Source organism: Arthrobacter sp. HLT1-20 (assembly GCF_054510895.1).
Map to the genome: position 1 here is coordinate 52,796 of NZ_JBTNDR010000004.1, position 20,179 is coordinate 72,974.

The following is a 20,179-nucleotide window of genomic DNA, read 5'->3' on the forward strand; positions in this document are numbered from 1 at the left end:
CACGTCCTTGCGGACGTATTTCGGTCGGCGCAGTCGGCGCCCTCTCAGCCAGCTTCACTGGCTCCCGCGGTACTGCATTAGTCTATGAGATATGAGCAGCTCTTCGATCACTTATGACGCCACACCCGCACTTTCCACCCCCACATTGGCCACGGCCCGGCTGTATTTGTGCACTGATGCGCGCCAGGAACAAGGCGATTTCGCCGACTTTTTGCGCGCCGCCTACGCTGGCGGTGTGGACATCATCCAGCTCCGCGACAAGTCCATTGAGGCCGGCGAAGAGCTGGAATTGCTGGGTGTGTTGCGCTCCGTTGCCGAGGAATCCGGCAAGTTGTGGGCGGTCAATGACCGGGCGGACATTGCCCTGTTGAGCGACGCCCCGGTGTTCCATGTGGGCCAAAAGGACCTGCCCCTGCCGGCCGCGCGGTCCCTGCTTGGCGCCAAGGTGTCGATGGGCCTCTCCAGCCACGACCCCGCCCAGATTTCAGCTGCCGCAGCCCATCCGGACGCCGACTACTTCTGCGTGGGGCCGTTGTGGGCCACACCCACCAAGCCCGGGCGGGCCGCTGTGGGACTGTCCATGGTGGAACACGCCGCCTCGCTGGGCACGTCCAAGCCGTGGTTTGCCATTGGCGGGGTGGATCTTTCCAACATTGACCAGGTGGTGGCGGCCGGCGCCTCCCGGATTGTGGTTGTACGGGCCATCACACAGGCTGAAGATCCGACGGCGGCCGCCCAGGAATTGCTGTCCCGGCTGCCCGCGCTGGGGTAGTCTCAGCGACCGGACGCTGACGGCGTGCCAAACGGGTGACGGCGTATGAAATTTCATGGGCCCTGACCTGTTTGGCACGCCGTCGATCCAGCTGTCGGTCCAGCCGTCGGTCTAGCCGAGCCCGGCCAAGTCCGCCAGGGCCGCCAGGTGCAGCTCAAACAGGGCTGCCGGATCGCTGAAGGTTGTCCGGCCATACTGGCCAAAGACCTCGAAGTTCACGGCACCAAACAGGGCCGCCCAGACCAGGACGCCGCGGGCCAGGACGGTGCCCGGGACGCTCAGCCCCATCTCCTCGCGGATGGCGGCGAAGTCAGCAGCCAGGCGTGGATCCGGCGCTGAGCCGGGCGCCACCTCCCGCAGTGCGCCAGCCCGGTGGGCGCCCTCGATGATCCGCACCAGCTGAACGACGACGCGCGTGCCGGGTCCGGTGGTCTGCTCCGCGGGCGCCTCGTATCCTGGCACGGGTGAGCCAAAAAGCAGCCCGTAGCGCGCGGGTTCGGCCACTGCCCATGCCCTAACAGCTCCGCCAAGTGCCCGGAATTGCGCCGAAAAATCGTCCGCCGGGACCTGCTTCACAGCCTGATCGACGGCGTCACCCAGGGCGCTGTACCCATCCACGAGCAGCAAGGTCAGCAGCTCATCCCGGTTTTTGACGTACCGGTAGACAGCTGAGGAAACCACGCCGAGGTCCCGAGCCACGGCCCGCAGGGAAAGCCCCGCCGCGCCGTGAACCGTCAGATGCTGGCGCCCAATACTGAGGATCTCAGACATGGTTTGTAACCGCGCACGTTCCCGGGGTGTTTGAGTCATGCCACCATCATTCGCACTTTCGAGACTACCGTCAACTTAAGTGAGCGCTGCTCTTGACTTTAATCGCAGCCGGATTGATAGTTAAAGCGAGAGCAATGCTCTCACTTGCCTCCGACACAAAGGACCATCCACCATGAGCGCCCAAAATTCGCGTACCCCAGAGCGTGCCGGAGACATCAAGTTGGTCACCGGCGCAGGACCAGTCGGCTGGGCCGTCGCCGCCCAGCTGGCCGACGCAGGGCACAGGGTTCGCGTCCTGACCCGGTCGGGGTCAGGACCCGAGCATCCGCTGATCGAAAGGATCCAAGGGGATGCCGGCAACGCGGATCAGGTCCGCACAGCCACGGCTGATGTGGATACCATTTTCCACTGCATGCACGGCTCAAAATACAACGCCACGGTGTGGGGGCGGGAGCTGCCAGGGGCTGAACAGGTGGTGCTCAACGCTGCCTGCCACGTGGGTGCCGTGGTGGTTTTCCCGGAGAGCCTCTACTCATACAGCAACCCCGGTCAGCCCATGACTGAGCGGGACCCGCGGAACGCAAGAGGCGGCAAGCGTGGCGTGCGAACATCATTGCTGCAGGCCCGGGCGGCATCAACAACGCCAACTGTCAGTGTTGTAGCGTCGGACTTCTTTGGGCCGCGGGTGCTCATGGCCCACGCAGGAGACCGCATGGTGCCGCGGATATTGAACGGTCAGGGCCTGCAGGTGGTGGGCAGTGCCGACATCCCGCACACCTTCACCTACGTCCCGGACCTGGCCGCGGCCATGGTCCGGGCAGCCGCCATGCCGGAAGTCTGGAACACAGTGCTTCACGCGCCCAGCACCCCGGCTGTGACCCAGCGTGAACTTGCCCAGGCACTTGCGGCGGCCGCTGGAGTATCCGTCCCCAAGGTCAGCGCGGTTCCAGGCTGGGCCATCAGGGCCGCGGGGATCTTTTCCGCCGAGATGCGCGAGCTGACCGAGACTCTCTACCAGTTTCAGGCCCCATTCGTCATGGATTCGAAGGCCAGCCAGGAGACGCTCGGATTGGAGCCCACGCCGTTGAGCGCCGCCGCCCACGCCACGGTTCAGTGGTGGCGCTCACAGCTAACCAGCCCTTGACATCGCAGACACCGAACGGCCAGCTGCGTCCCCAACCCACTAGCGGATGTTTCCCGGCCCGTTTCCGGGCGTTCACGTGGGCAGGTTAGGCTCTGGCCGGACACCTTGGCGATTCAGACCAGGAGTCAGCCTTTCCACACGGATTTGCCCAGAGAACTGAACGGATTTTTCACCATGAGCGCAGTCACCGCGAGCACCACTTTGACCCTGCTGGAGCTTGATGGGGTGTTGTTTGATTTCAACGGCACACTTTCCGACGACGAGGGCGTCCTGCGGGATCTCTTCATCGATCTGGCCGGAACTGAATGCGGAGTTGCCATTACGGCACGCCAGTATCAGGAGGATCTCGCTGGCCGCAGCGACCGCGAGATCATGGCGGACATCCTGGCCCTGGCCACGGATGAACCCCGCGGCGTGGAGGCCTTTCTGCCCATGATCGACGCCGAATACAAGGCCCGGGTGGCCAGGGAGAGCCTGATCCGGCCAGCCACCCGGGAACTGGTGCGGACCCTGCATGCTGCCGGTCTGACGCTGGGCGTGGTCACGGGCGCCAGTAGGCCCCAGGTCATCCCCGCGCTGCAGCGGGCGGGCCTGTTGGAGCTGTTTGGCGTGGTCGTGACGGACGAGGACGTCACCGACGGCAAGCCCAACCCTGAAGGGTTCCTGCAAGCAGCACGCGCCTTGGGTCTAGAGAACATGGCCAAGGTGGCGGCGTTTGAGGACTCCGTCCCCGGTCTTGGCGCCGTGGCGGCGGCCGGGATGATTGCGATCTGTGTGGAGGGCACCCACCCGCGGGAGGTGCTTGAACAACACGCACGCATCATCATCGCCGCCATCACCCCGGCGTGCCTGGAGCTGGACCTGCGCCAGGGCCAGGTCAGCTAGGGCCAGGTCAGCCAGACCAAAACAGCCAGCCTAAGGCTGCCAGCCTAGACCGGCAGTTGGGCCGGACGCAGTTCCATGGCCTGGGCGAGCAGTTCAAAGCTGCGAATCCAGGCCGTCTTGTCGGTGACCTGCGACGCCACAATCAGCTCGTCGGCGTCGGCCATCACGGCGAACTCGTCCAGGTAGTCACGCGCCGCGGACGGCGTGCCCACGGCCGCATAGCGGAACATGTTCACCACCTGCTGGCCCGCCGGGGATTCCAGCAGCATGTCAGCCTCGGGGTCGGTGAAGGTCCGCCCGCCACCCACCAGCGCACCCACCATGCGGCGACGGGCCTTCAGCGACAGGACATCGGCTTCCTCCTGGGTGTCTGCCACGATGGCGTTGACCCCGGCAATCACATACGGCTCGGCCAGCGCGGCGGAGGGCTTGAACTCGCGGCGGTAAATCCGCACAGCATCCTCGAGCGCCTGCGGGGCGAAGTGCGATGCAAAGGAGTACGGCAGCCCCAGGGCAGCCGCCAAGCGCGCACCAAAGAGGGAGGAGCCCAGGATGTACAGCGGCACGGCGGTGTCCTTGCCCGGGTAGGCGTTCACCCCGGAAATGCGGCTCGCCCCGTCAAAGTAGGCCTGTAGTTCCTGCACATCGGACGGGAAGGTGTCCGCCGCGGAGGGGTCCCGGCGCAGGGCGCGCATGGTGTTTTGGTCGCTGCCCGGCGCACGTCCCAGCCCCAGGTCAATGCGTCCCGGGTGCAGCGTCTCCAGCGTGCCGAACTGCTCGGCAATCTGCAGCGGGGAATGGTTGGGCAGCATGATGCCGCCGGCGCCGAGCCTGATGGTTTTGGTGTGGGCCGCCACGTGGGCAATCAAAACGCTCGTGGCGGAGGAGGCGATCGAGGGCATGTTGTGGTGTTCGGCGTACCAAATCCGCTTGTAGCCCCACTCTTCCGCCTTCTGCGCCAAATCCACGGATGCGCGCAGGCTTGCGGCGATGCCGTCCTGGCCAACATGGGCCAGGTCAAGGATGGAAATGGGAAGCGTCATGGGTGCTGCCTTTCGAAGTGGTCTCACTAGCCCCAACCCCCAACCGCGCCCGGATATTTCCGCCCGTGGCCTCTCTCACGTCTGCCCGATCGCGGGATGTCCGACGCCGGAGCCAGCCCGGGCGCGGACCCGCACCGACACCCGCCTGGCACGTGGATGTGGTGTTACGCACCCACCGGAACGTTGAGCCGCTCAAGGGCAGCCACCGCCGCGGCGCGGCCCGCCCGGTTGGCGCCCAAGGTGGATGCGGAGGCACCGTAACCCACCATCAGCAGGCGCGGTTCGCGGGCCACTCTCACCCCGTCCATGACAATGCCGCCGCCTGGTTCGCGCAGCTTCAGTGGCGCCAGATGGTCCATGGCAGCCCGGAATCCGGTGGCCCACAGGATGGCGTCGGCGGCAAAGGTGCTGCCGTCCCCAAACACCGCACCGCCGGATGTCAGCCGTTGCAGGGGACCGCGGGAAACCAGCGTTCCAGCGGCGATGCCGTCTTGGTACTGCCTGGTCATGGGCAGCCCCGTCACACCCACCACGCTGAGTGGCGGCAGTCCGGCGGCGGTGCGGGCGTTCACGCGGGCTTCCACGTCTCGGCCCCAGTCGGGGTTGAATTCGCGGGAGGTGAATTCGGGCGCACGGCGGGTGGACCAGGCCGTGTGAACGCCTGCGTCGGCAAGTTGGAGCAGGAATTGCACCGCCGAGGTTCCACCGCCCACCACCAGTACTTTTTGCCCGGCGAACTCGGCCACCGAGCTGAAGTCGTGGGTGTGGAGCTGTCGCCCGGCGAAAGTTTCCACCCCCGGGTAGTGCGGCCAGTGCGGCTTGTCCCAGGTGCCGGTGGCGTTGATGACCAGCCGGGTGGTGAATACGCCAGCATCAGTCTCCACCGCCACGGGCGACGCGGCAGCACTGGAGGGAACGCCGTCGTCCGTGGGAAGCGAACGCACGGCGTGCACCTTCACGGGCCTGCGAATGGGCAGCGAGAACGTCTTTTCATAGTTGCCGTAGTAGCGCCCCACCACCACCGACGCTGGCTCGTCAGGATCGGCCGGGGGGAGTTTCATGCCGGGGAGGTCGTGCACGGCGTGGGCTGCGCCAAGTGTCAGTGAGGACCAGCGGTGCAGCCAGGCACCGCCGGGCGCGGGGTTCGCGTCGAGAACCACAAAATCTGTCTCGGGCGAAAGCCCTTGCCGCGCCAAGTAATACGCCGCCGACAGTCCCGCCTGGCCTGCTCCGATAACCACCACGTCCAGCATTGTTGCCTCCTTTTAGTGGTGGAACCGGGTCGGAGAGGCAGCTATTCCGTTTGTGTGGCAAGCCACGTGCGGCCACGCTGCGAGAGCGCCTTATCCGCGTAGTAGACGGCCGCGGCCCCCACGGCGTAAGCCACCAGGTCCAGGGCCGAGAAGGTGGTACCAAAGACTAGGCGTGACGGCGGGAAACTCTGGGCCAGTTGCGCGGGAACTCCCGTGAGCTGGGCCAGCTCAATGAAGGCACTGATGCCGAAGGCACCTAACGCCAGCCAGTGGCGCTGGACCGTGGGGAGGATGAGCGCCAACAGCAGGTATACCAGCACGGTGAAAAGGGCGTCGGTAATCAGTGAGGCAATGTCACCGGGCACCAGGAAGTGCAGGGCCAGCCCCAGGACGGCCACGTCGGTGGCGGCGATGAGCAGCGCAAGGCGGCGGGACTTGGGGGTTCTTAGAAATGCCATGGGCTTGAGTCTAACCGCGGCGCCGCACCAGCCTGGCTAGGCCCGCACCACCGGCAGTTCCTTCCACTCGGTGGTGTACCGGGGCGAGGAGTGCTCGCGCCTCATGGACCAAAGCGGCGCCTGGGCAAGGCCGCCCACTCCGATGCCAATGGCCGTGCTGCCAAACTTGTTGCGCACCTCGCCCATCACATCGCCCACATCTGCCTGCTCCGCCGCGGCGCCAAAAACATCAAGCATGCCCGCCCCGGAGGCCGGTTCCAGTCCGTTGAACATGACGCCCGCCCGCAGGTACGCCGCCCCGGGGACTGCGCTTTGGCCGATGGCTGCCACGGCTGCCCGGATCAACACAATGGGATCCTGGGTGGGCGTCAGGAACCTGATGGTGACCGCCGGGAAGCTACCCTCTCCCCCGGCAAAGCGACTGGTTCCCGCCGTGACAGTCATGGTGGAGGCGCGCAGGCCTTCCTGGTTGAGGCGGGCTGCCCCGCGTTGGGCGTAGATGGCCATAACCTCCTCCATGCCCGCAACAGTGGTGACGGGGGTGGAGAAGCTGCGGGAGAACATGATTTGCTGCTTGTCCACGTGTTCCTCCGTGTGAGGAATGCACTCGGTGCCGTTGAGCTCCATGACGGTGCGCTGCAGCACCACCGAGAACTTCTTGCGAATCAACGCCGGGTCGGCGGCCTTGAGATCGGCGATGCTTTCAATGCCCATCATTTTCAGCCTGGCGGCCGTCTTGCCACCAACGCCCCATAACCCTGACGCTGGCACTCGTTCCTGGATGCCCGAGATGTGTCCAGCCGGCATGGCGTCCAGGGCACAAACACCAGCCAGCGCCGGATTTTGCTTGGCGATCCTATTGGCAAACTTCGCCAGCGTCTTGGTGCCCGCCACGCCAACGCAGACGGGAACGCCCACGTGGCGCATCACTGCTTCGCGAACCTCACGGCCCGTGGTGTTCAGCTGCACAGGGTCCCCCACCACGCCAATGAACGATTCATCGATGGAGTACACCTCCTGCCACGTGCCGAAGCGGCCCACCACTTCCATGACCCGGGCGCTCAGGTCTCCATACAGTTCGTAGTTGCTGGAGCGCGCCACCAGCCCCCACGCCTTAGCCTGGGCCTGCAACTGGAACCACGGGGCACCGGTGGCAATCCCCAGCGCCTTGGCTTCCGCCGAGCGCGCTACCACGCAGCCGTCGTTGTTGGATAGCACCACCACGGGCCGGCCTTCCAACGTTGGGTCAAAGACCCGCTCGCAGGAGACATAAAAGTTGTTCACGTCCACCAAGGCGATGTGATTGGCGCTCATTCGCGCCACCCCCGGTGGCGGCCCCTGGCCACCCTAGACATGATGCAGGCAGCGGGTCACAACGCCCCATACTGCCAACTCCCCCACCACCGGGGTCCGGGTGCCGGCCGCCGGGGACTGGGCATCCGCGGGCTGCGTCACCAGGGAGGTCACGCCGTCGAGCATGGAAAGCCTGCGGATCAACAGTTCACCCTCCACCACGGCAACCACCACCGAGCCCTCGCGCGGGGTGAGTGATCTGTCCACGATGATTTCATCACCGTCGGCAATCCCGGCACCTGCCATGGAGCTGCCCGCCACGCGCATGATGAACGTGCAGGTCCTGTCCCTGATCAGGTGCTTGTTGAGATCAATCCCGCCATTGAAGTAGTCGCGGGCAGGGGATACAAAGCCCGTGGGTTCGGTGTTGGACGGCTTGGGGGAAACCAGATCCATGCCAAACACGCCACCACCGCCTAGTACAAAGTTTCGAAGTACCAGCGTACCACCGCCTACTTCGGGGCGAGGCTTCCACCCGGTCCCGCGGGGCTATTGACCGAGTGCCTAGTCGTCACCGGTGGCAGGGTCCGCGGGCACGAGAGCGTCAATCCAGTGTGAGATCCGGCGAACCACACCACTTAGCTGAGCAAGCGCGAATCCCCCGCCGGCAACCATGAAAAGTGTGAGAAACATGGGGAGCCGCGTATCACCGTCAACACTGACGCCCATCGATTCCGCGACTCTTGTGGGATATGGCGCCCACGGCACGTCGAGGATGGCTACCGCGACTTGTACCAGGACCAGGGCGACGGCGATCAAACCCGCCACAACACCCTTGGCCCGCACAGCCGACCACAGGATTGTGAGATATGTGGCGGTCGCAAGTCCATAGAGCACCCCAAACATCACCGCAGAAATCATCAAATGTAGGCTTTCACTAGAGATATGCACGAACCGATCCCCAACGCATCACCCACAAGCGATAGGCCCGCAGACCCCACAGCGGCAAGTCCCAATCGTTGGCTGTTTGAGAGGTACTTTCCTATCCTACCTTCCACAAATCCCTTGGCGGCTTTGTAAATGGCTGTGAGAAAAGCCTTCGCGCCACCCAGTTTCGAAACTGCGGCAGAAAGCTTGACGCTCCTATTCACCAGATTTCCCATTTTTGTAATAACTTTTGCAAGTTGCGCCGCCCCAAACAGAAGAGTGGCCAGGTTAGCCGCGCACGTTGTAGCCGTCCATACCCACCAGACGATGCTCGGGTCTGCAGTTACGGGAAAAGCCGTTTGTTCACTCGTTTCAATTACTTGCGACAGGCCATTGCCCGTGAGTTCAAAATGTGTTTCCAGTGCCTGGCCGTCGGCATCCACGGCCCACGGCGTTTCAATGAGTGCAATCTGCTGGCGAGTGGTGGTTGTCTGGGTTTCCACCACAGGCAACGCTTCAATCTGGGCCCATTTTTCCTTGGAGATGTCTTCTGGATCGCTTAAATCTCCGAGGATTTTCTCGACTTGCGCGGCAGTGGTGTCGAAGCTGTCGCCGACTGGCTCCATGATGGTTGTGTCTGCAACGACGGCAACCGAACCATCAGCGTTCATGACGAGCTCCGCGTCCGCCGGCATGTCGAACTCAAAATCAAGCGTGGGAGAGGCGCCGGAGTCCTCAAGAATCGCTATGAGCTGAGCACCCTGCCCAGTGGCTCGAGCAACAATATTTGTGCCGGGCGCTGTATCGCGCTGCACCGACACCCCATCAGAAATTGTCGCCTCGGTACCCGTACCGGCCGCGCCGATGGAAATGTCGGGGACTCCCTCGCCCGACAACGAAACAGTCCCCCGATTGTCAACGGAAACAAAAGCGCCGTTCTCGGTAAGGGTAGCCGCGCCCGTGGCAGTCTCACCCAGCAACTGCGCACTGGTTGGCGACGCCGCTTGCGCGAGAGCCGCTATGGACATTGGATCGCCGGCGTCATAGGCGGCCGCGGCCTCGGCGACGGTATCACCACCGGGCAGCTCCGCCGCCACAGTTGGATCTGCCCAAGCAAGAACCAGGGAACACGCGGTGGCTGCCGCGAGCATCGTGGCAAGAAATCTCTTGGATTGCCCTCTTGTCAGCATGTTATGCATTTCTGAACCCTTCACTTTCCCGGCAAGCAGCCCATAAACCTGAAATGGCGAGCATCGTGTGTTTCAAATTCTTCGTGGACATCGACCTGGCCGCGAGCAAACCGCCCAAAAGTGGGCCGCAGGAAAGTTTCCCGGGGGAAATATGCATCACGGCTGGATTCACTATTTCCTGGATTCGAAACAACAATGGATCTGAGAAATTCCGACACTACGTCATGCAATCAGCTGGTTCGGGAATACTTCGTGCACAAATTCCTTCGTGCAGGATTTTTTATCCGAAAGGACAGTCTTAGTGCGCCGGGATTTCTTTCAATCCTGTCTGTCAGGTCAGGCCGTGGCCTCCTGACTGGCGCCATTGAATACGTCATTGGCCGCAACGCTGCTGCCCTCAGCTACCGCGCCAGCACCAAGTCCCCCGCAGTCCGGGAGAGGAGCAGCGCCTCCACCACGGGGACCAGCATGATGAGCGCCAGCACGGCGAAGGTGAGCTGGTACCCCGCCTCTGCTGGAACATCGGGTGCCAAGAGGGACTGGGCGGCACGCAGGATCAGGGCCCCCACGGCGATGCCCAGGCCGGTGGCGATCTGGGCGATCGTGGAGGACAGAGTGTTGGCATCTGACATGCCGGCCTTGGGAACGTCCACAAACTGCAAGGTGTTGTACGCGCTGAACCCGATGGAGCGCAGCACGCCGCTGGCGAACAACAGCACGGCAATCACGGCAAGTGGTGTCTCCGGATTCAGCAGGGCACAGGCCACCAGCACCAACGCACCGCCAATGTTGCTCAGCAGCAGCACGGTGCGGAAACCAAAGCGCCTGATCAACGGCGAGGTGGCGGGCTTGATGAGTACGTTGCCGGCAAACACGGCCATGGTCATCAGTCCTGCCTCGAAGGCGCCCCAGCCAAATCCCAGCATGAACATCAGCGGCAACAGGAACGGCACAGCGTTGATAACCATCCGGTACAGGGCGCCCCCGCCGTTGCCAACCCGGAAGGTGTGGATCCGCAACGCACGCAGATCCAACAGCGGGTGCATGGCCCGCCTAAACCACCACAGCGCCCCCGCGATGCAGGCCAGGGACGCCACAATCCAGAGCACGACGGCGAACCACGGCGTGGGTGCCGAACCAACCAGTTCCATGCCGATCACCAAGGCAGCCAGGGCAACGCCGCACAGGCCGAATCCCACCCAGTCCGGTGGCGGCACCGCCCGGGCACGGATGTCCGGCACCACCTTGAGCGCGACGCCGAAGGCGACCACGCCCAAGGGGACGTTGATGAGGAAGATCCAGTGCCAGCTCGCGTAGCTGACCAACAGCCCGCCCACCACAGGGGCAAGCACGGGGGCAATGAGGGCCGGCCAGGTCAGGTAGGCGATGGCCTCCAGAAATTCTTTCCTGTTTGCATCACGCAGGACCACCAGCCTGCCCACGGGGACCATCATGGCCCCGCCCAAACCCTGCAGCATGCGGGCCACACAGAGGAAGGCAAGGTTGGGGCTGAGCGCACAGAGCAGCGAGGCGATGGTGAAAACGGGAATCGCGGCAGTGAACACCCGCCGCGCACCAAAGCGTTCGGTCAACCAGCCCCTGATGGGGATGCCCACCGCCAGGGTAATCAGGTAGGCCGTCATGGCCACATTGATATCCACCGCCCGCACGCGCAGGTCCGCTGCGATGGCCGGGGCGGCAGTGGAAATGATGGTGCCGTCCAGTATTTCCATGAAATAGGTCCCGGCAACCAAGAGGGCCAAGGCACGGCTGAAGGAACTGGCGCCGGCCGCCGTCGCACTTTTCATTGGGCGTGCCCCGAGGTGAGATCCGTGGTGGTCAGTCGCAGCCACAGCCACAACCGCTTTTGCGGGTCGGCTAAGTCGATGCCGAAATCGGCTGAAAGCCGGCTGACTCGGTAGCGAACAGTGTTGTTGTGGACGTGCAGGCTGGCGGCCATGGCGGCGATGTTCCCGCTGCACACTAGGTAGGCCCGCAAAGTGTCAAGATATGCGGTCTGCGCCTCGGCGTCACGGGTCTGGATCAGGGTAATTTCGTCCTGCTCGGCCATGCCGTGCTGGTCCATGAACTCCCCAATTTTCATCAGGTTCAGCGGGACCCTGTGGTCCTCGTACAGCCCCACGGCCGGAGAGTTTCCACCACGTCCCTGGGCTGGCTGGCTGCGCAACAGGAAGGCAAGAGTCTCCAGCGCCTGCGCCCTGGATGCGGGCAGCCCCTCCACGGTTGGGGCAATGCCACCAACCGCCGCGATCAGGGGAAAACTGCTGATAGTCCGTGCGTACGCCCCAATGTCGGCAACAACGCGCCTGTGCACAGCCCGTGGTGTGCTGCCTTCACACGGAAGCAGCGCGTAAACAACGGAATCGATGATGGCACTGTGGCTGCTGTTGAACTGCACGTTGCAGACGGTGGTGACAAGGTGCAGGAGCTTCTGGATTTCCTGGATCGCCTCAACATTGCCGGTGGTGGGCCGGAGGATGGAAAATGCTGCCACGGCCAGCCCCTTGGCCGCATCGAGCCCCAGCTGGGCGGCGGCAAAGGAAGCATGGGCCGTGTCATCCATGAGCGTGCGCATGAGATCCCCGTTCCTGCGCTGCCCAAAGTCGAAGGTCTGGCGGGCATGGAGCATGTGCAGTCCGGCCAGGGCCCCCATCCGGTCCATGGCCGCCAGCGCAGCCCGGCGCTTTTCCTCGCCCGGATCGATGACCCAGATGGAACCCAACAGCTCATCGCCCGCCCGCACGGCGAGCGCCAGCCGTGCCATCTCCTGTTCCGTGGCGGGGATGAGCACGGCGCTCGCTGAGTCGTACACCGTCTTAAAGTCAGCGTCGAAGGCCGGTGCCGTGGTCTCCTCAAGGGATAACGTGGTGACGCGCCGCAACTCGTCAATGGGCTGGCCGGGCAGTGTTGAGTAGCCGATCACCCTCCCCAGCGGATCCACAATGCTCACTGCCCCGTTGGTGATTGATGCCGCGGCATTGGCAAAGGCGTAGAGGTCCCCGAGCCGCACGCCGGAGACAAAGTCCGCGCCCGCACCACCCACCGAAGCGCGGGCAAGGGACACAAGCCGGGTCCAGTCCGTGGAGTCGGTGGCCACCAGCAGTGCCAGCCCATGGTCAACCGCCACAGCCCGGGCCCGCTCCATGGGCACCCCGTAGGCCTTGACCACCACGGCGGCAGCATTGCCAGCCACCGCCCTGGCGAACAGCCTGTCGAAATCCGCCGATTCAAGGCGGAGGCCAACGGCAAGGATGATGCAGTTTTCAACGGGGGCAAGGTCATCCAGGGGGTCGTACATCAGCACGCCGGACACCCGGTGTTCGCCCGCCTCCGGGCCGGGATTGGCCTGCACAAGATCCGCCTGCATCAACTGCAAGCAGTCAAGCAGCCGAACAGTGCCGCTGCGCATCCCGCTGCGGCCAGGATTCTCCACATCACGCTCCATGCCTGGAGATTATCACAAGGAAATTGCCATTAATTTGTGAGAAGTCACATGTAGATTGAATGAGATCTGAATCACTATTGAGGTAACGCAATAAACCTCAGCAGTTAGAAGGCAGCACATGAAATTCAAGGACATCAGGGCACTGGCATCCATCCAAGGCCCGGCGCGCTCCACGGCGGAACGTCTGGACCGTCGCTGCTACAGCGTAGGCGACATGCAGAAAATGGCCGCCAAGGCCCTGCCCAAGAGCATCTTCGACTACATCGAAGGTGGCGGCGAGGATGAGGCGTCCATGCGCCGGAACATCGAATCCTTCAACGACTGGGCCTTCCTGCCCAAGTGGGGCTCGGTGGAAAACCTGAGCCTGAGGACCACCATCCTGGGCGGCCCGGCTGCCATGCCGCTGATGCTGTCGCCCACCGGCGGCACCCGGCTGTTCCACCCGCAGGGCGAGATCGCCGCGGCCCGTGCCGCCCTGGCCGCGGGCGTGCCCTACGGCCTGGCCCACCTGAGCACCACGCCCATGGAACACGTGGCGGAGGCAGCCCCCGGCCTGCGCCGCTGGTTCAACCTTGAGCCCACCAATGACAAGGCCATGCTTCAGGCTGTTCTGGACCGTGTGTCCAACGCCGGCTACGAGGCCCTCATCGTCAACATCGATTGCCGCGACGTGGGGCACCGGGAACGCGACTACCACAACGGCTTCACGGCCCCGCCGTCCATCAAGCCCAGGACGGTCTTCGAAGGCGCCCTGCGCCCCCGCTGGGCACTGGGATTCCTGGCCAACGACGCCATCGCCTTCCCCAATCTCGACGCCGAAATCCCGCAGGGCCCGCTCTCCAGCACACCCGATATGTGGCGCACCCTGCTGGCCGGATCCTACGAGCCCACCGACTGGAGCGATCTGGCGGACATCCGCACCCGCTGGAACGGCCCCATCATCCTCAAGGGTTGCGTGAACCCGAAGGACGCAGCCATTGCGGCCAGCATGGGCTTTGACGCGATCCAGGTCAGCAACCATGGCGGCCGCCAGCTGGACCACATGGTCTCCCCCATGGATGTGCTCCCGGAGATGGTTGACGCCACGGCGGGCCGCATGGAAATCATTGTGGACGGCGGCATCCGGCGCGGCTCCGACGTCATCAAGGCCCTGGCCCTGGGCGCCGATGCCTGCGCTATTGGCCGCCCCTACCTGTACGGTCTCGCCGCTGCCGGTGAAGCCGGTGTGAGCCACGTTCTCAAGCTGTTCAAGACTGAAATGCACCGCACCATGGCCCTGTTGGGTGTCACCACCATTGCAGAGCTGAAGGAAGGCGGCCGCGAGCTCATCCGCCACCACAGCGAAACTTTTGTCCGCGTCGCGGCCGCATCAGACCTTGATTCACAGCGGTCGCTGGCAGAGTTGGGAACTCCGCGATGAGTGCCCCGTCCGCCGTCCGCAGGCGTGTCCGCGCCGCTGCCGCCGCCGCCTCCGCGGCAGCGCTGCTGTTCTCACTGGCTGCGTGTGGACGTTCGACGGCGTCCGACGGCGTTGCCGAACTTGGTGCCGGGATCCCAGCCATGGCCGTCAACCAGGCTGCCGCGGCGCAACTCCCGGACGCCATCAAGGCCGCCAAGGTGTTGACGGTGGCCATCCCCACCAACGAGCCGCCCACCCAGTTTTACCGCGAGGGCACCCGGGAGATGACGGGGACCAATCCGGATATTGCCCGGCTGATTGGCCAGGCGCTAGGGGTGAAGGTGGACATCAAGGTCGCCAACTTTGACTCCATCATTCCCGGCATGGCCGCCGGCAGGTACGACATGACCGTTTCCTCCATGACACCCACCGAAAACCGGATGAAAGTTCTGGACTTTGTGGACTACCTTCAGATGGGCAACTCCATAGCCGTGGGCACAGGCAATCCTCAAGGCATCACGGAGGAAGCAGCCCTGTGCGGGAAGAAGGTGGGCCTGCTAATCGGCTCCTACCAGCTCACCGCCAATGTGCCGGCCGCCGACGAGAAATGCCAGGCGGCGGGCAAACAGCCGATCCAGACCAGCGAATTCCAGGACACCCGCCAGGCCATCTCCGGGTTGACCAGCGGCCGCTTGGACGCCGTGCTGGCTGACTCGCCCATCCTTGATTTCGCGGCCAAGGCGAATCCGGACATTGAGATTTCCTCCCAGTATGACTTCACCCCGGTGGGGGTGGGACTGCCCATCGAATCCGAGCTAGTCACGTCGGTGTCCGCTGTCATGGTGGACATTCTCAAAAGCGATTCCTACACGAAAGTTTTGAAAAAGTACGGGCTTCAAAGCAGCGCCATCACCGATCCCCGCGTCAACTTCGCCCAATAGGAGGTGAACACCATGCAGCAACAACAATCAGCTTCAACCACTCCTCACCACCTTCCCCCAGCAGCTTCGGGTGATTCTGTCCCGGTGGTGCCCCTGCGCCATCCCATCCGCAACGCCCTGGCACTGGTCCTGATCCTCATCGCTGCTAGCGCAGCCCTGGATGTGGCCACCAATGAGCGCTACCACTGGGACGTTGTGGCCACGTACCTATTCTCCCCGGAAATCCTGACAGGTGCCGGCCTGACGCTGGTCCTGACAGTAGTTTCGATGACTGTCGGCATCGCACTGGGTACTGTCCTGGCGATCATGCGCCTGTCCACAAACCCGATTCTGCACACCATCAGCAGGGCCTACATCTGGTTCTTCCGAGGCACGCCGCTGCTGGTCCAGTTGATCTTTTGGTACAACATTGCGGCCCTGTACCCGGTGATTGCGTTGGGACTGCCCTTCGGCGGGCCCTCCATAGTGATCGGCTCAGCCAACGTGCTCATCTCCCCGCTGGGTGCAGCACTTCTCGGTTTGGCCTTGAATGAAGCCGCCTACATGGCGGAGATCATCCGCAGCGGCATCAGCTCGGTGGACAAGGGCCAGCACGACGCCGCCCGGGCGCTGGGCATGAACCGCAGCAAGTTGATGATGCGTGTCATCCTGCCGCAGGCCATGCGCGTGGTCCTGCCACCCACGGGCAATCAGGTCATCTCCATGCTCAAGGGGACCTCCCTGGTCAGCGTGCTGGCCATCTCCGACCTGCTCTACTCGGCACAGATCATCTACTCGTTCAACTACCAGACCATCCCACTGCTCATTGTGGCCAGCCTCTGGTACCTGCTCATGACCACTGTCCTGAGCTTCTTCCAAAACAAGCTCGAGCGGCGCTACGGGCGCGGCTTTGACACTGCAACCCGCCTGGTTCGCCGGCCCAAGAGAAGGAAAGCATCATGAGCACAACAATGGTGGAAGCCCAAGGGGTGCGCAAAAACTTCGCGGCCATTGAAATTCTCAAGGGCATTGATCTAAAGATCGAACAGGGCACGGTGACCTGCCTGATCGGCCCGTCCGGTTCCGGCAAGACAACGTTCCTGCGCTGCATCAACCACTTGGAGAAGATCGACGCCGGCCGCCTGTACGTGGACCAGCAACTTGTGGGCTACACCGAACGCAACGGGCGCCTGTACGAAAAGAAGGAAAGCCACACTGCCAAGTCACGCCTCACTGCGGGAATGGTGTTCCAGCGCTTCAACCTCTTCCCGCACATGACAGTCATGGAAAACGTGATTGAGGCTCCCGTCCACGTGCTGGGCCGGCCCAAAAAGGAAGTCATCAAGGAAGCCCAGGTCCTGTTGGACCGTGTGGGTCTGGGCGACCGGGGGCATTCCTACCCCCAGGACCTCTCCGGCGGTCAGCAGCAGCGCATAGCCATTGCCCGGGCCCTGGCCATGAAACCCAAGCTCATGCTGTTCGACGAGCCCACCTCCGCACTCGACCCCGAGAACGTTGGCGAGGTGCTTGAAGTCATGAAGGACCTGGCCGCTGACGGCATGACCATGGTGGTGGTCACCCATGAGCTCGCCTTCGCCAAGCAGGTCGCCGACCAGGTGGTCTTCATGGACATGGGCGTGGTGGTGGAAACCGGCCCGCCGTCGGAAGTGCTGGTGGCACCCCAACACGAGCGGACCAAGGCGTTCCTCTCCAAGGTCCTCTAAGACCCCAACACTTCTTTGCAACAATCACCTTGGCCGCTCTCAGGCAGCCAGCAGAAAAGGAAAAGCACCATGCTCCGAACCCAAATCAGCACCACCTTGGCACCTGTCCCGGCGGGACCGTATTCCCAGGCCATTGCCGCCAACGGTTTCCTCTTCACCGCCGGTGCGACCCCGCACCACCCGGTCACCGATGACACCGTGGGCGAGACCATCGGCGAGCAGACCCGGGCGGCCATGGAGAACCTGGCCGCCGTGTTGGCCGCCCACGGCCTGGACTTCTCCCACGTGGTCAAGGCCACCGTCCACCTGCAGGAGCCCGCCCGGGACTTTGCCGGGTTCAACGCGGTCTACGAGGAATTCGTCAAAGCCCCCTACCCCGCACGAACCACTGTGGGCTCGTTCCTAGGTGACTTTCTGGTAGAGGTCGACGCCGTGGCCGTCATCCCCGCCGAGGCCGTGCCCGCAAGGCGTGCAGTTAGGCTGTGAGGCCCAGCTTGCTCATGCGCCTGGAATGGTTGCGTGTCAGGGTGCTCAGGATGGCCTGCACCTCGGCCGCAGCCTGTTCCTGGGTGGCATCGGGGCGCAGGCCCACCAGGAAACTGTGTTTGGCGCCAATGCGTTGCACCTGGGTCAGCGCCTCGCCCACCATCCGGCGCCCCCACAGCGCGAGGCGGGAGGACAGCCGCGGGTCCTCCGCCAGCATCATTTTCAGCAGCGACGTCAACGTTTCAATTTGCTCGTCGCTGGTGCGCACCTGGGCAATAACCGCCCGGGTGGCGTCGTCAAGGTGCTCGGCAATGGCGCCATAAAACTCCTCCGTGATGGTTTCCACCACGTAGGCCTTCATGAGCGATTCGTGCCAGTCGGCGGGCCTGGTGCGCTCATGGAAGGAATCCACCATGCGCACAAACGGCGCCATGGCCAATTCCGGGTCCATGCCCATGGCGTTGAGCCGGGCACACATGGCCTCATAATGGCCAAACTCGGACACAGCCATTTTGCCCAGCACAGCCCTGTCGCGCAGCGATGGCGAGTGCCGCGCGTCGATCGCCAAACGCTCAAACGCGGACAGCTCCCCATACGCAATGCTGCCCAGCAAATCAACAACAAAGGTGTCGTAGCGGGCGCTCAGTTCCCCTGCGGAAACGGAATCATCGGCGTCGGAGGCTGGAATACTCATACGCTCTAGGGTAGTCCGTGCCGCGCCACACTTGTTCCCTGCCGCGAATCGTTTACGCTGAAACCGTGCCGTACTCTCACATTGGCGTCAGTCAAAGCGCCGCGCAGCAGTCCCTTGCCCAAGCCCTGGCCGACTTGGGCACCGAGTTCAAGCTGCCCGATGGCTTCTCCCCCGAGGTGCTAGCGGAGGTGGATGCGGTCATTGCCGGCCATGAACTCCCAGCCCCTGACCTGACAGCACTGCCCTTCATCACCATCGATCCGCCCACCTCGCAGGACCTAGACCAGGCCATGTTCCTGCAGCGCAGCGCCGACGGGTACGTGGTGCACTATGCCATTGCCGATGTCCCCTCCTTTGTTCCGGCCGGCGGTCCGCTCGATGCCGAGACCCGCCGTCGGGGCCAGACCATCTACACGCCCGGCCAGCGCATTCCCCTCCACCCCACACCCTTGAGTGAGGGCGCCGCGAGCCTGTTTGCCAACGATCCCCGCTCCGCTTACGTCTGGGAAATTCACCTGGCCGCGGACGGCACCCAGGCCTCGGCCTTGGTCCGCCGGGCCACAGTGCGCAGTGTTGCCAAGCTGGGTTATGAGGAGGCCCAAAAGATGTACGACGCCGGGAACGCACCCGCCGCCTTTGCCGAAACGTTGGCGCTGTTGGCCGAGATCGGGACCAAGCGCATTGACCTGGAGCGCGCCCGCGGCGGTGCCAGCCTCAAGGTGCCGGCCCAAGAAGTGGAGTTTGTGGACGGCCGCTACGTCCTGGCGTTCCGCCCCAATCTGCCCATAGAGGACTGGAACGCCCAAATTTCCCTGCTGACAGGCATGGCAGCCGCCCAACTCATGATCGACGGGAAAGTGGGCATTCTGCGCACCATGCCTGCCCCGGATGCCGAGGCCATTGCCGCCTACCGCCTGCAAACTGAGGCCCTGGGAAACCCGTGGGACCCGGACATGGCCTATGGCGCCTACCTGCGCACCTTGAACACCGCCGATCCTAAACATTTGGCGTTGATGCACGCAGCCAGCACCCTGTTCAGGGGCGCCGGTTACACACCCTTTAACGGCAGCGTCCCGGCGGAAGTCATGCAGGCGGCAGTGGCCGCGCCGTACACCCATACCACGGCACCCTTGCGCCGTCTGGTGGACAGGTTTGTGCTGGCCATTTGCGCGGCCCTGTGCGCCAAGGAACCAGTCCCGGGCTGGGCCATTGAGGCCCTCGACAAGCTGCCGGAGATCATGAGCGCCTCCAACCAGCTGGCCAACAAGGTGGACAAGGCCGCCATCGACACCATTGAGGCCGCGCTGCTGAGCCACCAGGTGGGAGGCGAGTTTGACGCCGTCGTACTGGCAGGACCCAAACGGAACGGCCACTCTTCCAAGGCGGGCGCTGCACGCAGTTTCATCCAGATTGCCGAGCCGGCCGTGACGGGATACTGCGACGGCGATCTTCAGGCCGGCACCGTGGTGCGCGTGACACTGGATTCGGTGGACATTGCCAAACGAAGTGTGAAGTTTGTCCAATCCGCCCAAAATTAGGGTGTGCCGCTAGACTAAGGGGGTAGACATGGATGCCCGGTCGTTGATTGATAGTTTTTGATTCAACAAACCCGCCCCTACGCGCGTCTTTTCAGCTCCTCCCGAACCCGTCATGTACGACGGCGGGAGGGCTAAGTTTTTGTTAGCCCGCGATCGGCTTCCCTAAGATTGTGCCGCTGTCCTGCGGTTCCGTGAGGCCTTCCGCGCCCGCGTTGA

At 63.6% G+C, this 20,179-nt stretch carries 20 protein-coding genes; 9 read left to right on the forward strand and 11 right to left on the reverse strand.

Annotation, left to right across the window (positions count from 1 at the left end):
* Window positions 1–91 precede the first annotated feature (91 nt).
* The gene (gene thiE, locus ACX80Q_RS03620; protein ID WP_459329155.1) at window positions 92–772 is read left to right on the forward strand and encodes a thiamine phosphate synthase; all 681 of its coding nucleotides are present in this window, start codon (window positions 92–94) and stop codon (window positions 770–772) included.
* A 111-nt stretch (window positions 773–883) separates the two neighbouring features.
* Here thiE and ACX80Q_RS03625 read toward each other — a convergent pair whose 3' ends face one another.
* Complete coding sequence (locus ACX80Q_RS03625) at window positions 884–1,582, reverse strand: TetR/AcrR family transcriptional regulator (RefSeq protein WP_459329156.1); 699 nt, start codon at window positions 1,580–1,582, stop codon at window positions 884–886.
* Window positions 1,583–1,715: 133 nt separating this feature from the next.
* Between ACX80Q_RS03625 and ACX80Q_RS03630 the strand changes: the two genes are divergently transcribed.
* Window positions 1,716–2,687: an NAD-dependent epimerase/dehydratase family protein gene (locus ACX80Q_RS03630; protein ID WP_459329157.1), complete on the forward strand. Its 972-nt coding sequence runs from the start codon at window positions 1,716–1,718 to the stop codon at window positions 2,685–2,687.
* Window positions 2,688–2,861: 174 nt separating this feature from the next.
* Window positions 2,862–3,572, forward strand: a complete 711-nt coding sequence (locus ACX80Q_RS03635) for an HAD family hydrolase (protein WP_459329158.1) — start codon at window positions 2,862–2,864, stop codon at window positions 3,570–3,572.
* A gap of 44 nt (window positions 3,573–3,616) precedes the next feature.
* Here the strand turns inward: ACX80Q_RS03635 and ACX80Q_RS03640 are convergent, their stop codons facing one another.
* The 9 genes from ACX80Q_RS03640 to ACX80Q_RS03680 all read right to left on the reverse strand — a co-directional run bounded on the left by ACX80Q_RS03640 (window position 3,617) and on the right by ACX80Q_RS03680 (window position 13,202).
* Complete coding sequence (locus ACX80Q_RS03640; protein ID WP_459329159.1) at window positions 3,617–4,615, reverse strand: LLM class flavin-dependent oxidoreductase; 999 nt, start codon at window positions 4,613–4,615, stop codon at window positions 3,617–3,619.
* Window positions 4,616–4,779: 164 nt separating this feature from the next.
* Entirely contained in the window at window positions 4,780–5,868 is a 1,089-nt protein-coding gene (locus ACX80Q_RS03645) for an FAD-dependent oxidoreductase (RefSeq protein ID WP_459329160.1), read from the reverse strand.
* A gap of 41 nt (window positions 5,869–5,909) precedes the next feature.
* Window positions 5,910–6,326 carry a DUF2809 domain-containing protein gene (locus tag ACX80Q_RS03650; RefSeq protein ID WP_459329161.1) on the reverse strand — a complete coding sequence of 139 codons (417 nt, stop codon included), beginning with the start codon at window positions 6,324–6,326 and terminating at the stop codon, window positions 5,910–5,912.
* Between the two features lie 36 nt (window positions 6,327–6,362).
* Window positions 6,363–7,640, reverse strand: coding sequence for a Y-family DNA polymerase (locus ACX80Q_RS03655; RefSeq protein ID WP_459329162.1), 1,278 nt, complete (start codon window positions 7,638–7,640; stop codon window positions 6,363–6,365).
* Between the two features lie 33 nt (window positions 7,641–7,673).
* Entirely contained in the window at window positions 7,674–8,075 is a 402-nt protein-coding gene (locus ACX80Q_RS03660; RefSeq protein WP_459329163.1) for a LexA family protein, read from the reverse strand.
* A gap of 108 nt (window positions 8,076–8,183) precedes the next feature.
* Complete coding sequence (locus tag ACX80Q_RS03665) at window positions 8,184–8,540, reverse strand: hypothetical protein (RefSeq protein ID WP_459329164.1); 357 nt, start codon at window positions 8,538–8,540, stop codon at window positions 8,184–8,186.
* Complete coding sequence (locus ACX80Q_RS03670; protein WP_459329165.1) at window positions 8,540–9,745, reverse strand: hypothetical protein; 1,206 nt, start codon at window positions 9,743–9,745, stop codon at window positions 8,540–8,542. The genes ACX80Q_RS03665 and ACX80Q_RS03670 overlap by 1 nt, the downstream gene beginning before the upstream one ends.
* 392 nt (window positions 9,746–10,137) lie before the next feature.
* Entirely contained in the window at window positions 10,138–11,544 is a 1,407-nt protein-coding gene (locus ACX80Q_RS03675; RefSeq protein ID WP_459329166.1) for an MFS transporter, read from the reverse strand.
* Window positions 11,541–13,202, reverse strand: a complete 1,662-nt coding sequence (locus ACX80Q_RS03680; protein ID WP_459329167.1) for a PucR family transcriptional regulator — start codon at window positions 13,200–13,202, stop codon at window positions 11,541–11,543. Before ACX80Q_RS03680 ends, ACX80Q_RS03675 begins: the two co-directional genes overlap by 4 nt.
* A 118-nt stretch (window positions 13,203–13,320) precedes the next feature.
* On the opposite strand from ACX80Q_RS03680, the gene ACX80Q_RS03685 reads away from it, so the two are divergent.
* The 5 genes from ACX80Q_RS03685 (at window position 13,321) to ACX80Q_RS03705 (ending at window position 17,731) form a co-directional block, all read left to right on the forward strand.
* Window positions 13,321–14,622, forward strand: a complete 1,302-nt coding sequence (locus ACX80Q_RS03685; RefSeq protein ID WP_459329168.1) for an alpha-hydroxy acid oxidase — start codon at window positions 13,321–13,323, stop codon at window positions 14,620–14,622.
* Window positions 14,619–15,542, forward strand: coding sequence for a transporter substrate-binding domain-containing protein (locus tag ACX80Q_RS03690; protein WP_459329169.1), 924 nt, complete (start codon window positions 14,619–14,621; stop codon window positions 15,540–15,542). Before ACX80Q_RS03685 ends, ACX80Q_RS03690 begins: the two co-directional genes overlap by 4 nt.
* A 12-nt stretch (window positions 15,543–15,554) precedes the next feature.
* On the forward strand, window positions 15,555–16,484 hold the full coding sequence (locus tag ACX80Q_RS03695) for an amino acid ABC transporter permease (protein ID WP_459329170.1): 930 nt from the start codon (window positions 15,555–15,557) through the stop codon (window positions 16,482–16,484).
* Window positions 16,481–17,245: an amino acid ABC transporter ATP-binding protein gene (locus ACX80Q_RS03700; RefSeq protein ID WP_459329171.1), complete on the forward strand. Its 765-nt coding sequence runs from the start codon at window positions 16,481–16,483 to the stop codon at window positions 17,243–17,245. Before ACX80Q_RS03695 ends, ACX80Q_RS03700 begins: the two co-directional genes overlap by 4 nt.
* A gap of 69 nt (window positions 17,246–17,314) precedes the next feature.
* A complete protein-coding gene (locus ACX80Q_RS03705; RefSeq protein ID WP_459329172.1) occupies window positions 17,315–17,731 on the forward strand; it encodes a RidA family protein in 417 nt (138 codons plus the stop codon).
* Here ACX80Q_RS03705 and ACX80Q_RS03710 read toward each other — a convergent pair.
* Window positions 17,721–18,425 (reverse strand): ferritin-like fold-containing protein, encoded by a 705-nt coding sequence (locus ACX80Q_RS03710; protein ID WP_459329173.1) that lies wholly within the window; start codon window positions 18,423–18,425, stop codon window positions 17,721–17,723. The genes ACX80Q_RS03705 and ACX80Q_RS03710 overlap by 11 nt on opposite strands.
* Window positions 18,426–18,490: 65 nt before the next feature.
* Here ACX80Q_RS03710 and ACX80Q_RS03715 point away from each other — a divergent pair, with 65 nt between their 5' ends.
* Window positions 18,491–19,963 (forward strand): RNB domain-containing ribonuclease, encoded by a 1,473-nt coding sequence (locus tag ACX80Q_RS03715; RefSeq protein ID WP_459329174.1) that lies wholly within the window; start codon window positions 18,491–18,493, stop codon window positions 19,961–19,963.
* Window positions 19,964–20,179: the final 216 nt, after the last annotated feature.